This window comes from Microbacterium sp. HM-570, from assembly GCF_054165885.1.
This window is the reverse complement of record NZ_CM135111.1, coordinates 1,096,198-1,108,445: the sequence shown is the minus strand read 5'-3', so window position 1 is coordinate 1,108,445 and position 12,248 is coordinate 1,096,198. Positions and strand designations below refer to the sequence as shown.

The window sequence follows — 12,248 nt, the reverse complement described above, 5'->3', positions numbered from 1 at the left end:
GATCAAGTGGCACGAGACCAAGTTGCGGAGCGATACGAGCGTTTTGCGCTCATCGAGGCTCCGGGTCGATCCGCCCTGTACGCCGAATGGGCGAGTGGCGTGGCGACGGATGCCTCGGCGTGCGACGTCATCGGACGGCTCCCGGCCGACCGCCGCCAGCCCCCGCTGGTGTTCGCCCTTGCTCGGTTGCGTGGTGCGCCCGAAGTCGGTGGATACGCGGCATTCGCGGACTGGCTCGTGCAGCACGGAGCAGAACTCGCCGCGGACGCATCCGTCCGCTCCCTGCAGACCAACGAACCGCAAAGGTGCGCCGTGCTGTTGCCGGCGCTCGCCGCGATCGAGGGGCCGATCGCGCTGATCGAACTCGGGGCATCCGCGGGCCTGTGCCTGCTGCCGGACCGGTACTCGTATCGGTACGGCGGGGCGGGGAGTGCGGCCCTCGATCCCACGGATGGCCCATCCTCGGTCGTGCTCACGTGCGAACTGCGCGGCGACCGTCGGCCCGACCTGCGCATGCCCGAACTGCGCACGCCCGAACTGCGCATGCCCGAAATCGTCTGGCGTGCGGGGCTCGACCTCCGCCCGCTCGACCCCTCCGACTCAGACGACCGTCGCTTCGCCACGGCGCTCGTATGGCCCGGCGAGACGGGCCGCGCGGCGCGCATCGATGCGGCGCTGGATCTTGCCGCAGCCGAGCACCTACGCATCGATGCGGGCGACGCCACCGATCCCGAGGCGCTCCGGCGCCTGGCGGATTCCGCGCCGCCCGACGCGACGGTCGTGGTGACCACGCCCGGCCTCCTGCCGCACGTGCCCCGTGCCGGGCGCGAGCGGCTGTTCGACGCGCTCGCCGAGCTGCGGAGTGACGGCGTGCACTGGATATCGCTGGATCCGCCCGCGCTTCATCAACGCTGGACGACGCCGGTGGACGCGACCGGATGGCCGGGGTTCGTCCTGAGCCACGATGAGCGCATTCTGGCCGCGGCGGATCCGCTTGGCGCTTGGCTGGAGTGGCGCGCGGGCTGACGCGTCCGGCCGACCTACCCTGGGGACATGGCCGAATCCCCGAGTGATGCCCTCACCGTCGATGAGCGCGCGATCCTCGATTTCGAGGCCGAGTGGCGTCGGCATGTCGGCGCGAAAGAAGAGGCGATCCGTGCCGAACTCGACCTCGCACCCGCGCGCTACTACCAGCTGCTGGGCCGACTGATCGAGACCGAAGCAGCCCTCGCCTACGACCCGATGCTGGTGAAGCGTCTGCGCCGGGTCCGCGATCAGCGTGACGCTGAACGAGCCGCCCGCGAAGGCGCGCTCGGACTCTGAACCCCCGCCGGCCGCGGCGTTGAGGGTTCGCACACGCGTCCGCCGGTAGCATTCTGAGGTGCCCACGCCCCCCACCGATCGATTCGACGACATCTCTGCGTCCCCCGGCCGTGTCGGCGCACACCGGGCCGAGAATCCTCGCGTCCGCGGCTGGACGACCTTCCTGTGGGCGCTCGTCGCAACCATCTTCCTGATCCTGCTGGGCATCTTCGCGAGCATGATCTGGCAGGGCAAGATCGTGCTCTTTCCGACTCCCGCGCCCTCGGTCTCGATCGTCCCGACGGCCGAACCCGTCGTCGACACCTCGTACACCGTCCTCGTGCTCAACGGCACGCCCGAGGAGGGACAGGCGACGCTGGTGAAGGACGAGTTGGTGGCGAACGGATGGCCCGAGGCCAACGTGCTCGCGGGCAACGCCGGCGATCGAGCCTTCCCGCTGACGACCGTCTACTACGCCGCGCCCGAGGCGGAGGGTGCCGCTCGCGGCCTCGCCGGTGTGATCGGTGCGGCCGAGGTCGTGCTCGACCCCGAGTATCCGCTCCCCGGCACTCCCGTCACGCAGCTGACCGTGGTTCTCGGACTCGACCGCGTCGAGCCCGTCGCGACCGAGACACCCGCCCCGTAGCCCGGCGAAGGGGCGCATTGCCGCACCTATTCGCCCGCATGTTTCGGCAGAGTTACGAGTTGACGGCCCCCGTGTCAACAGTTGACCTCGCGGCACTTTTGGCGCGATTTCGCTGGCTAGCATGACCCTGTCTCACCCGCGCAGCACAGGAGTTAACGCATGACCCAGGGCACCGTCAAATGGTTCAACGCCGAGAAGGGATTCGGCTTCATCACCGTGGTCGACGGGGGGCAGGACGTCTTCGTCCACTACTCGAACATCGACATGACGGGCTTCCGCGTCCTCGAAGAGGGGCAACTCGTCGAGTTCACGGTCGGCGCGGGCCAGAAGGGCCCGCAGGCAGAATCCGTTCGCGTCGTTTCTTGACGCGCGTTTTGGATGTCCCGTCGTTTGACGCGCCGGCAGATGGTGCGTCGGCTTCCGCGTCGCCCGCCGTGTCGACGGCCTCACCCGTCGCGTGCGCCCTAGTCTGACGCGCATGAAGTCGCCTGCGCGGGCCCGCGCGCTCCCGCGTTCCGTGCGGCTCGCCGCAACCGTCGGCGTCCTGGTCTCGGCGCTCGTGATCAGCGGGTGCGCCGCGGACACGACGGATGCCGCTTCGCCCTCGGCGTCGCCCAGTGCGACGGCGTCGGCCGAGCCCACGCCCACGCCGACGCCCACCCCCGAGGCGCCCCCGCTGGCCGTGCAGCCCCTGCGCGGAACGCAGGTCCCGGCCGAGACGATCACGGGCCCCGCCCTCGCGGCGAAGATCGACAACCACATCGCGGCGCGCCCGCAGGTGGGTCTGGACCACACGGACATCGTGTTCGAGGAGCTCGTCGAGGGCGGTCTGACCCGCTACGTCGCGCTCTGGTTCTCGGACGTGCCCGCCGAGATCGGCCCGGTTCGAAGCATCCGTCCGATGGATCCCGACATCGTCTCGCCGTTCGGCGGACTCATCGCCTACTCCGGCGGCCAGCAGCGCTTCGTGGACATGATGCTCAACACACCCGTGCACAACGCCATCCACGGCGGCGTGGACGATCGCTTCATGTACCGCACCCGGTCAAAGACCGCGCCGCACAACGTCATCGTGAAAGCTCAAGAGTTGCGCGCCGCGTACGCCGATGTGCCTCCGCCCGCTCAGCAGTTCGCGTATTCGCAGCGTCCGCAGACGGCATCGGCCGCGGCATACGGGAGCACGGCCAACGGATTCGATCTGTTCTTCTCGGCGAAGGAAGGCCGGTCGTGGCGGTGGGACGCGGGATCCGGGCGCTACCTACGTTCGCAGAACGGTGCGCCCGACATGGCTTCCGCGGGCGGGCAGCTCGCGGCGACCAATGTCGTCGCGCTTTCGGTGAGCATCGACTGGGCCTACGGCGACATCCCGAAGACGGTCATGATGGGTAGTGGGCCGGCATGGGTGGCAACGGGCGGAAAGACCATCCAGGTCACGTGGACCAAGGCATCCGCCGATGCGCCCATCCAACTCACGAACCAGTACGGCACTCCGGTCTATCTCGCCCCCGGCAACACGTGGGTCGAGCTCGTGCCCAATGCGCGCGGCGGAAGCATCGCGGTCGTCTGACCCGGACCCGAGGGGTCGCGCCGCACGGATGTCTCGTGCCGGGGACATCCGTCCTCCCCGGTATGCGCAGCTTGCACTCGGTGGGGGTGAGTGCCAGAATGGGCGTTAGCACTCGCCTTACCGGAGTGCTAAACCAATACCTACGTCCGGGAGGGACGACACACACATGGCAAAGATCATCGCTTTCGACGAAGAGGCCCGTCGCGGCCTCGAGCGCGGCCTGAACATCCTCGCCGACGCCGTCAAGGTGACGCTCGGCCCCCGCGGTCGCAACGTCGTGCTCGAGAAGAAGTGGGGCGCCCCCACAATCACGAACGACGGCGTTTCGATCGCCAAGGAGATCGAACTCGACGACCCGTACGAGAAGATCGGCGCGGAGCTCGTCAAGGAGGTCGCCAAGAAGACCGACGACGTCGCAGGTGACGGCACCACCACCGCTACCGTTCTCGCTCAGGCCCTCGTCAAAGAAGGCCTGCGCAACGTCGCGGCCGGCGCCGACCCCATCTCGCTCAAGCGCGGTATTGAGAAGGCCGTCGCGGCCATCTCGGCCGAGCTGCTGAAGAGCGCCAAAGAGGTCGAGACCAAGGAAGAGATCGCCGCCACGGCATCGATCTCGGCCGCCGACACCACCATCGGCGACCTGATCGCCGAGGCGATCGACAAGGTCGGCAAGGAAGGCGTCGTCACCGTCGAGGAGTCGAACACGTTCGGCACCGAGCTCGAGCTCACCGAGGGTATGCGTTTCGACAAGGGATTCATCAACCCCTACTTCGTCACCGACCCCGAGCGCCAGGAAGCCGTGTTCGAGGACCCCTACATCCTCATCGCGAACTCCAAGATCTCGAACATCAAGGACCTTCTGCCGGTCGTTGACAAGGTGATCCAGGAGGGCAAGGAGCTCGTCATCATCGCCGAGGACGTCGAGGGCGAGGCTCTCGCGACTCTCGTGCTCAACAAGATCCGCGGCATCTTCAAGTCGGCTGCTGTCAAGGCTCCCGGCTTCGGCGACCGTCGCAAGGCGCAGCTGCAGGACATCGCCATCCTCACCGGTGGTCAGGTCATCAGCGAAGAGGTCGGTCTCAAGCTCGAGAACACGACCACCGACCTGCTCGGCAAGGCACGCAAGGTCATCATCACCAAGGATGAGACCACGATCGTCGAGGGTGCCGGCGACTCGGAGCAGATCGAGGGTCGCGTGACCCAGATCCGCCGCGAGATCGAGAACACCGACAGCGACTACGACCGTGAGAAGCTCCAGGAGCGTCTCGCCAAGCTCGCCGGTGGCGTCGCCGTCATCAAGGCGGGAGCTGCAACCGAGGTCGAGCTCAAGGAGCGCAAGCACCGCATCGAGGACGCCGTTCGCAACGCGAAGGCCGCCGTCGAAGAGGGCATCGTCGCCGGTGGTGGCGTGGCTCTGATCCAGGCCGGGAAGAACGTGTTCGACACGCTCAACCTGACGGGTGACGAGGCGACCGGTGCGAACATCGTTCGCGTCGCGATCGAAGCGCCGCTCAAGCAGATCGCCCTCAACGCTGGACTCGAGCCCGGCGTCGTGGCGAACAAGGTCGCCGAGCTGCCCATCGGACACGGCCTCAACGCCGCGACCGGTGAGTACGTCGACATGTTCGCTCTCGGGATCATCGACCCGGCCAAGGTGACGCGCTCTGCCCTGCAGAACGCGGCGTCGATCGCCGGTCTGTTCCTGACGACCGAGGTCGTCGTCGCCGACAAGCCCGAGAAGGTCTCCGCCCCGGCGGGCGACCCCACGGGTGGCATGGACTTCTAAGTCCCGCGCGAAGCATAAGAAGGGCCCCGGCGTCAGGCCGGGGCCCTTCTTCTTGTCTGCCGGACCTTCTGCGCGTGGGCAGGTCAGCGGAACAGGGCGGCGTTCGTGATCTCGGCGTCCGCATACTGTCGGCCGGCGGACTCCAGCGCCAGGGTGATGGCGGCGAGGCTCTCTTCGACGTGTCGCTGCGTCGTGCGCCACCGTTCGATGGTTTCTTGGAATGCTGCGGATGCCTGACCGGTCCACGCGGACTGGAGTTGGATGAGCTGTCCGAGCATCGACTGGGACTCGGACTGGATGCGGTCGATCGTGCCGCGAATCGCGGCGGACTGCGCGATGACGGCGTCGGAATCGACGGTGAAAACAGCCATGATGGGTCTCCTTGAGGTGCAGATCGGGGTTGCCGGGTGATGGCGGGTGCCCCGACGCTACGTGCTTCGCGGCTCGCGCCTGCCCCCTAGGCATCCGATGACGCCCCATTCTTGCTCGCGTGCCTCTGGGGAGGAGGGGTCCGCCCCGCTCCGCTGGCACTAATCGGGGTTCGAGGCGCCCGGAGACCACAACAAGTGCCAGGGGAGCGGTGCTGGGGTGCCGCGTGCCGGTGCCGCTTGCCGGTGCGGCGCTGAGGTGCGTTTCGACTCGGGCTGCGCCCTTGCTCAACGAGCGGACTGCGGCGGGAGCGGGGGCAGCGGCGGAAGCTCGGGTAGAGGCTGCGTGTCGAGGTGCAGCGTCGATTCCGGCGCAATGGGGAACGAGACCCGGAAGGTGGCGCCACCGCCCGGGGTGTCTTCGACCTCGACGGTGCCGTTGAGCGCCGAGACGATCGAGGCGACGATCGCGAGCCCGAGGCCGGAGCCGCCGGTCTCGCGCGTGCGCGAAGAGTCGGCTCGCCAGAAGCGCTGGAAGATGTTGTCGCGGATCTGCTCGGGAATGCCTTCGCCGTGGTCGACGATCGCAACCCAAGCCATGCCGAGAGGCGCGGTCTGGCTCACCGCGGTGACGTCGGAGCCGACCACGATCTCGATCGGCGAATCGTCGGAGGTGAAGCGGCGCGCGTTGCCGAGCAGGTTCGCGATGACCTGACGGATGCGGTTCTCGTCGCCGAGCACGACGGGCGGGCGACTCACGGCGACCGGGATCGGCTTAGTCGGGAACGACAGCTGAGCAGGGCCGCCGGCAGAATCATCCGCGGATCCACCGCGAGGCGCCGGAACGGGTCGCGGGATGCGGCGGAGGAGAGAGCGTGCGCGCGCAGCGGAAGTCGCCCCGCCGCGTCGACGAGGGGCGGAGGCATCCTTCTCCGCGGGATCGGTGTCCACCGGGATCGTGGCTGTCGCGCCCTCCTCCTCGGCGGCGATGCGCGCCACCAGAGAATCCGCGTCGATCACCGTCACGGTGCGCTGCGGTGCGGCGGCGCGCAGATCCATGCCGGCATCACGTGCGATCGGGCGCAGATCGATCGGCGCGATCTCGACCTCGCGACGCTCGTCGAGGCGTGCCAAGGCGAGCAGGTCCTCAACCAACACGCCCATTCGGATCGCCTCTTTCTCGATGCGCTCCATCGCCTGGGCGGTGTCTTCGTCGCCACGGATGGCACCGATCCGATACAGCTCGGCGTAGCCGCGCACCGTCACGAGGGGCGTGCGCAGCTCGTGGCTCGCGTCGCCGATAAAGCGCCGCATCTGGCGGACGGTTGCCTCGCGCTGGCTGAGCGAGGCATCCACGCGGTCGAGCATCGTATTGAGCGCGCCGGTGAGCTTTCCGACCTCGGTGCGCGGGTCGCCGGGTGTCAGTCGCTGGCTGAAGTCTCCGGACGAGATCGACATCGCGGCCCGTTCCACCTGCCCGAGGGGTCGGAACGTCTGGGTCACGAGGAGCCGTGTCATCAGAGCTCCGGCCGCGATCGTGATGAGGCCGAGGATTGTGAAGACGCCGAAGAACGTCGCCACCGTGCGATCGATCGGGGCGAGTGGTTGCGCGATGACCTGGGTGTAGAGCTCGCCGTTGACTTCCGGATCGAGGATGCCCGCGCTCGCGTGGTAGAGATCGCCGTCCGGGCCGACGAGAGGGAAGACCGCGCTGAGCTTAGATACCGTCGTCTCGAGCTTGTACTCCTCGGGCCAGATGGGCCCGCCCCCGCTCGGGCGGCCGCCCAACGACTCGCCGCCGGCCGCGTAGACGGCGATGAAGTAGTCGCCCGCCGCGGCCTGATCGGTCAGCGAAATCTGCACCTGGTTGGTGTCGGGATCCACCGTGATATCGAGCAGGCCTGCGCCGAGGTTCGACGAGGCGCGCGCGACGAGCTGTTCGTCCTGGGCGACGACGAGGGCGTTGCGCACGAATGCCATGGTCGCGATGCCCGAGGCGAACAGACCGATCGCGAGGATCGCCACAGTGACCCCGGTGACCTTGGCGCGAAGGCTGACGCCCCGCCACCACCGGGTGACCTTGTCGGGATCGTGATGATCGCTCAGGGGTGCCCCCTACGCGGTCTTGCCGGCCTTCAGCATGTAGCCGAAGCCTCGCTTGGTCTGGATGAGCGCTTCGGTGGAGTGCGGGTCGATCTTGCGGCGCAGGTACGAGATGTAGCTCTCGACGATGCCGGCGTCGCCGTTGAAGTCGTACTCCCACACGTGGTCGAGGATCTGAGCCTTCGACAGCACACGGTTGGGGTTGAGCATCAGGTAGCGCAGCAGCTTGAACTCGGTGGGGCTGAGGTCGATCGAGACCTCGCCGACCTTGACGTCGTGTGTGTCCTGATCCATCGACAGCTCGCCGGCGCGGATGACGGCCTCTTCGTCGGCCTGCATCGTGCGGCGGAGGATCGCCTGGATGCGCGCGACGATCTCGTCGAGGCTGAACGGCTTCGTGACGTAGTCGTCGCCCCCGGCGTTGAGCCCCTCGATCTTGTCTTCGGTCTCGTCCTTCGCGGTCAGGAAGAGGATGGGGGCGGTGTAGCCCGCGCTTCGCAGACGCTTGGTGACGCTGAACCCATTCATGTCGGGCAGCATGACATCGAGCACGATCAGATCGGGCTCTTCTTCGAGAACGGCCGAGATCGTCTGCGCGCCGTTCGAGACGGCCCTGACCTGAAAACCGGCGAATCGCAGGCTCGTGATCAGAAGATCGCGGATGTTCGGCTCGTCGTCAACGACGAGGATGCGCGGTGCAGTCATTACCCCATTATCGCGGAGGGACCCATGCATCCGCTGAATAAAGCCCTGATCGGCGCGTTCGGCGCTTACGCGGCGATGGCCGAACCGTCGAGGATCGTGTACGCGTAGCCCTGTTCGGCGAGGAAGCGCTGGCGGTTCTGCGCGAAGTCCTGATCGACCGTGTCGCGCGCGATGAGCGTATAGAAGCTCGCGGTGTGCCCGTTCGTCTTGGGTCGCAGCAGGCGCCCGAGGCGTTGTGCCTCTTCTTGGCGCGAGCCGAACGAGCCCGATACCTGGATGGCGACGGATGCGTCGGGCAGGTCGATCGAGAAGTTCGCAACCTTCGACACCACGAGCACCGAGATCGAGCCCTCGCGGAACGCCTGGAAGAGCGTTTCGCGTTCGTCGACCGGTGTCGCTCCCGTGATCTTCTGGGCGTCGAGGGCCTCGGCGAGGATGTCGATCTGGTCGAGGTACTGCCCGATGATCAGGATGCGCTCGCCCTCGTGCCGCTCGACGAGCTGGCGGACGACGTCGATCTTGGCGTGCGCAGTCGCGGCGAGCCGGTAGCGCTCGTCGTCGGCCGCGGCGGCGTACTCGAGGCGATCGGACGCCGGAAGGTCGATACGCACCTCGTAGCAGGCGGCGGGGGAGATGAACCCCTGAGCCTCGATCTCTTTCCACGGGGCGTCGAACCGCTTGGGTCCGATCAGGCTGAACACATCGCCCTCGCGTCCGTCTTCGCGGACGAGGGTCGCGGTGAGCCCCAGGCGACGACGAGCCTGCAGCTCGGCGGTGAGCTTGAAGACCGGGGCGGGTAGCAGGTGGACCTCGTCGTACACGATCAGGCCCCAGTCGAGCGCGTCGAGAAGGGCCAGGTGGGCGTACTCGCCCTTCCGCTTGGCCGTGAGGATCTGGTAGGTCGCGATCGTGACCGGCTTGACCTCTTTGACCTGCCCGGAGTACTCGCCGATCTCTTCGGCCGTCAGGGTGGTGCGCTTGAGGAGCTCGTCCCGCCACTGTCGGGCAGAGACGGTGTTGGTCACGAGAATCAGCGTGGTCGTCTTGGTGTCTGCCATCGCGGCGGCACCGACGAGAGTCTTGCCGGCGCCACAGGGCAGGACGACGACGCCGGATCCGCCATCCGTGAAGCTGTCCACAGCCTGCCGCTGATAGGGCCGTAGATTCCATTCGCTCTCGTCGAGTGCGATCTCGTGCGGCGTGCCGGGGGTGTAGCCCGCGAGGTCTTCGGCCGGCCAGCCGATCTTCAGAAGCTCTTGCTTGATGTGGCCGCGGGCCCAGGCGTCGACCGTGTAGGTGCCGGGGACCGGCTGGCCCGTGAGCAGCGGCTGGATGCGCTTGTTGCGCGCGACCTCGGACAGCACGGCGCCATCCGTGCTGCGTAGCACGAGAGTGCCTTCGTCATCGCGCTCGATGACGAGTCGCCCATAGCGGCCGACGGTCTCGCGGACGTCGATCGATACCGACGGCGGCACGGGGAACTTCGACCACCGGTCGAGTGTCGCCAGCATGTCGTCCGCCTGGTGCCCGGCCGCGCGTGCGTTCCAGAGTCCGAGCCGGGTGATCCGGTAGGTGTGGATGTGTTCGGGCGCCCGCTCGAGCTCGGCGAAGATCGCCAGTTCGTGACGCGCGGTCTCGGCGTCCGGGTGCGCCACTTCGAGCAGCACGGTTCGGTCGCTCTGCACGATCAAGGGGCCATCAGACATAAGGGCCGATTCTACCGGTGCGCGCGCGTGCGCGGGCGCGATTCACACGCGTCGGATGCCTCGGACGCTCGAGACGGGCAGGGTTCGCTCGACATCCGTGCCTCGCTCGCGGCCGCGCAGGCGACCGCCACCCAGGCCGCTGGCTTCGAGCGTGAAGGTGCGCGTCGATCCGTCGGGAAGCTCCACGTCCACATCGACGACCGCACGGGCGCGGACGGCGGACTCGATCTCGCGCTCGAGCCAGGCGGTGTCGGCGTTGGATGAGACAGACGCGCGCAGGGTTTCGATCAGCGCCGTATATGCCTCGGGGGGCACGGACCCGGGGGCGAGTGCACCGGCCGCGATGCGGTGGCGCCGCATGGGTTCTTCTGTTCCTTCATCGTCGACGGCGATGGCCGGATACCGGGCGTCGATCAGGGCCCACAGCACCGTGTCGCGGGGAACGCGCGAAGTCAACGCCGATCCGTCATTGTTCCGGACGAGACCGAGCGGGCGAAGCGACTGGTCGACGGCGATCGTCTCGAGGGCTTGCGATTCACTGCTCGTGACGAGCGTGCGGGGGGTCTCGGGCGGTGCGTCCGGGTCGTAACCTACGCGGACGAGGCCGTGCTTGTCTGCAGTCGTCCGCACCAGGTATTCCAGGGGTTGCGGGACGCCCGTCAAGGACAGCCCCGCGAGGAACTCCAGCATCGACTCGGCGGTCTCGCCCTCCGTGAGAGCGGCCGCGATCGTCTCGGGTGTGAAGCGATACGAAGAGGCCTGCGCGTGCGACTCGCGATGCGCGAGCTGGCGAAGGCGCACATCGAGTCCGGATGCGAGCGGGCCCGGAGAGATGGCGGTCAGATCGTTCTGCAGGTAGATGCGGTCGACCTCGTGCGGGAGCAGGGCGCCCAGCTCCGCCTCGGCGCGATCGGCGCCCGCGGGGAGGGCCCGCGACCACGGTGGCGCCGCGCCATCGGGTGCGATGAGGCCCCACACCTGAGCCTGAGCCTGCAGGGCTTCCGCCCGGGCAGGCCACGAGGCATCCGCGGGGAATGTTGCGTTCCACGTCGACGGTTCGGTCCACGCACCACCCGCGCGGATGCCACGGGGAAGCTCATCGCGCCACGAGGTCGCGACGAGCGACCAGCGCCGCACCGTCGGTTCGCGCAGCCACAGTTCGGCCTGCGCCGTAGGCAGCAACCAGCGCCCCTCGATATCCAGCAGGCCGGCGGTGCGCGCCAGCGAGATCAGGGCGTCGAGGTCTTCCGGGCGCTGGAGCTCGTCGGCGATTCGGCGACGATCGGCGGCAGCTATTGCGCCAGAGCCCAGACGGGCGAATGGCGCGTGAAGTGACTGGATCAGGATGTCGCCGAGCGAGGCGACGCTCGTGAAGGCACGCTCGGCGGTCGCGCGCTCGGTCGCCGCGTCGGCCGGCGGCAGTGCGTCCTGTTGTTCCGCCTCGTCGAAGACGACGAGGTTGATCGCGGCCGATGTCGACGGGAGCGGAATGCCTGAGGCATCCGTCAGCCCGAGACTTCGAACGGTGGCGGCGTGTTCTTCGGGAACGGGCGTTGCGTCGGCTGCGGCGCGGGCGACGGCAGAGAGTTCGGTCGCGGTCAGGCCCTGCAACGCGCGTGCGACGAACGACGGGTCGGTGAGGGCGTCGGCGGCATCGAAGTAGTCCCGCCACGCGACCGTGGGTGACACCCCACGCGCCGCGAGCAGGGCCGCGAACTCCCGATCATCGAGGGTCGCGAGGCGTGCAGCGAGCTCCCTCGTTCCCTCTGTCATGGTCGGCTCAAGACGATGCCTGATTCGCGCGCCTGCGACGCACCCAGGTGATCACGAGAAGCGTGATGATCAGGACGAAAGCGAGGGGGAGCCCGATGTTGGGCAGGAGAGCGACGAAGGGCCAGATTCCGGAGCCGAAGTCCTCAATCGTCATGCCCGACCAGGTTCCGATGATGATCGCGAAGAAGCACAGGATCGACAGCAGCGCGATCCCGAGGGACATGAACGCGAGGATGCGTTCGGCGCGCCCAGGTTGCAGCTGCGAAGAATCGGGAGACGTGCTCATTCGTCC

General features: G+C 67.8%; 12 protein-coding genes. 6 read left to right on the top strand and 6 right to left on the bottom strand.

Annotated features, from left to right (window positions below; translation table 11 throughout):
• Nucleotides 1–6 precede the first annotated feature (6 nt).
• The 6 genes from ACT9TC_RS05170 (at nt 7) to groL (ending at nt 5,301) form a co-directional block, all read left to right on the top strand.
• Entirely contained in the window at nt 7–1,026 is a 1,020-nt protein-coding gene (locus ACT9TC_RS05170) for a DUF2332 family protein (RefSeq protein ID WP_458042340.1), read from the top strand.
• A gap of 27 nt (nt 1,027–1,053) precedes the next feature.
• Complete coding sequence (locus ACT9TC_RS05165) at nt 1,054–1,323, top strand: DUF3263 domain-containing protein (protein WP_458042339.1); 270 nt, start codon at nt 1,054–1,056, stop codon at nt 1,321–1,323.
• Nucleotides 1,324–1,381: 58 nt separating this feature from the next.
• Nucleotides 1,382–1,948 (top strand): LytR C-terminal domain-containing protein, encoded by a 567-nt coding sequence (locus tag ACT9TC_RS05160; RefSeq protein WP_458042338.1) that lies wholly within the window; start codon nt 1,382–1,384, stop codon nt 1,946–1,948.
• 159 nt (nt 1,949–2,107) lie between these two features.
• Nucleotides 2,108–2,314 (top strand): cold-shock protein, encoded by a 207-nt coding sequence (locus ACT9TC_RS05155; RefSeq protein WP_100811699.1) that lies wholly within the window; start codon nt 2,108–2,110, stop codon nt 2,312–2,314.
• A gap of 112 nt (nt 2,315–2,426) precedes the next feature.
• Nucleotides 2,427–3,515, top strand: coding sequence for a DUF3048 domain-containing protein (locus ACT9TC_RS05150; RefSeq protein WP_458042337.1), 1,089 nt, complete (start codon nt 2,427–2,429; stop codon nt 3,513–3,515).
• Between the two features lie 166 nt (nt 3,516–3,681).
• Nucleotides 3,682–5,301 carry a chaperonin GroEL gene (gene groL, locus ACT9TC_RS05145; protein WP_458042336.1) on the top strand — a complete coding sequence of 540 codons (1,620 nt, stop codon included), beginning with the start codon at nt 3,682–3,684 and terminating at the stop codon, nt 5,299–5,301.
• Between the two features lie 83 nt (nt 5,302–5,384).
• Here the strand turns inward: groL and ACT9TC_RS05140 are convergent, their stop codons facing one another.
• The 6 genes from ACT9TC_RS05140 to ACT9TC_RS05115 form a co-directional block, all read right to left on the bottom strand.
• The gene (locus ACT9TC_RS05140) at nt 5,385–5,672 is read right to left on the bottom strand and encodes a WXG100 family type VII secretion target (protein WP_458042335.1); all 288 of its coding nucleotides are present in this window, start codon (nt 5,670–5,672) and stop codon (nt 5,385–5,387) included.
• 285 nt (nt 5,673–5,957) lie between these two features.
• Nucleotides 5,958–7,694: a sensor histidine kinase gene (locus ACT9TC_RS05135; RefSeq protein ID WP_458042334.1), complete on the bottom strand. Its 1,737-nt coding sequence runs from the start codon at nt 7,692–7,694 to the stop codon at nt 5,958–5,960.
• A 90-nt stretch (nt 7,695–7,784) separates the two neighbouring features.
• Nucleotides 7,785–8,477, bottom strand: a complete 693-nt coding sequence (locus tag ACT9TC_RS05130) for a response regulator transcription factor (RefSeq protein ID WP_100813479.1) — start codon at nt 8,475–8,477, stop codon at nt 7,785–7,787.
• 65 nt (nt 8,478–8,542) lie between these two features.
• Nucleotides 8,543–10,183: a DNA repair helicase XPB gene (locus ACT9TC_RS05125; protein WP_458042333.1), complete on the bottom strand. Its 1,641-nt coding sequence runs from the start codon at nt 10,181–10,183 to the stop codon at nt 8,543–8,545.
• 42 nt (nt 10,184–10,225) lie between these two features.
• Nucleotides 10,226–11,956: a helicase-associated domain-containing protein gene (locus tag ACT9TC_RS05120; protein WP_458042332.1), complete on the bottom strand. Its 1,731-nt coding sequence runs from the start codon at nt 11,954–11,956 to the stop codon at nt 10,226–10,228.
• 7 nt (nt 11,957–11,963) lie between these two features.
• Complete coding sequence (locus ACT9TC_RS05115) at nt 11,964–12,242, bottom strand: multidrug ABC transporter ATPase (protein WP_458042331.1); 279 nt, start codon at nt 12,240–12,242, stop codon at nt 11,964–11,966.
• Nucleotides 12,243–12,248 lie beyond the last annotated feature (6 nt).

Coding starts and splice junctions, on each gene's coding strand:
- ACT9TC_RS05140 (WP_458042335.1), bottom strand. CDS start 5,672: ATGGCTGTTTTCACCGTCGATTCCGACGCCGTCATCGCGCAGTCCGCC.
- ACT9TC_RS05130 (WP_100813479.1), bottom strand. CDS start 8,477: ATGACTGCACCGCGCATCCTCGTCGTTGACGACGAGCCGAACATCCGC.
- ACT9TC_RS05125 (WP_458042333.1), bottom strand. CDS start 10,183: ATGTCTGATGGCCCCTTGATCGTGCAGAGCGACCGAACCGTGCTGCTC.
- ACT9TC_RS05165 (WP_458042339.1), top strand. CDS start 1,054: ATGGCCGAATCCCCGAGTGATGCCCTCACCGTCGATGAGCGCGCGATC.
- ACT9TC_RS05155 (WP_100811699.1), top strand. CDS start 2,108: ATGACCCAGGGCACCGTCAAATGGTTCAACGCCGAGAAGGGATTCGGC.
- ACT9TC_RS05150 (WP_458042337.1), top strand. CDS start 2,427: ATGAAGTCGCCTGCGCGGGCCCGCGCGCTCCCGCGTTCCGTGCGGCTC.
- ACT9TC_RS05120 (WP_458042332.1), bottom strand. CDS start 11,956: ATGACAGAGGGAACGAGGGAGCTCGCTGCACGCCTCGCGACCCTCGAT.
- groL (WP_458042336.1), top strand. CDS start 3,682: ATGGCAAAGATCATCGCTTTCGACGAAGAGGCCCGTCGCGGCCTCGAG.
- ACT9TC_RS05115 (WP_458042331.1), bottom strand. CDS start 12,242: ATGAGCACGTCTCCCGATTCTTCGCAGCTGCAACCTGGGCGCGCCGAA.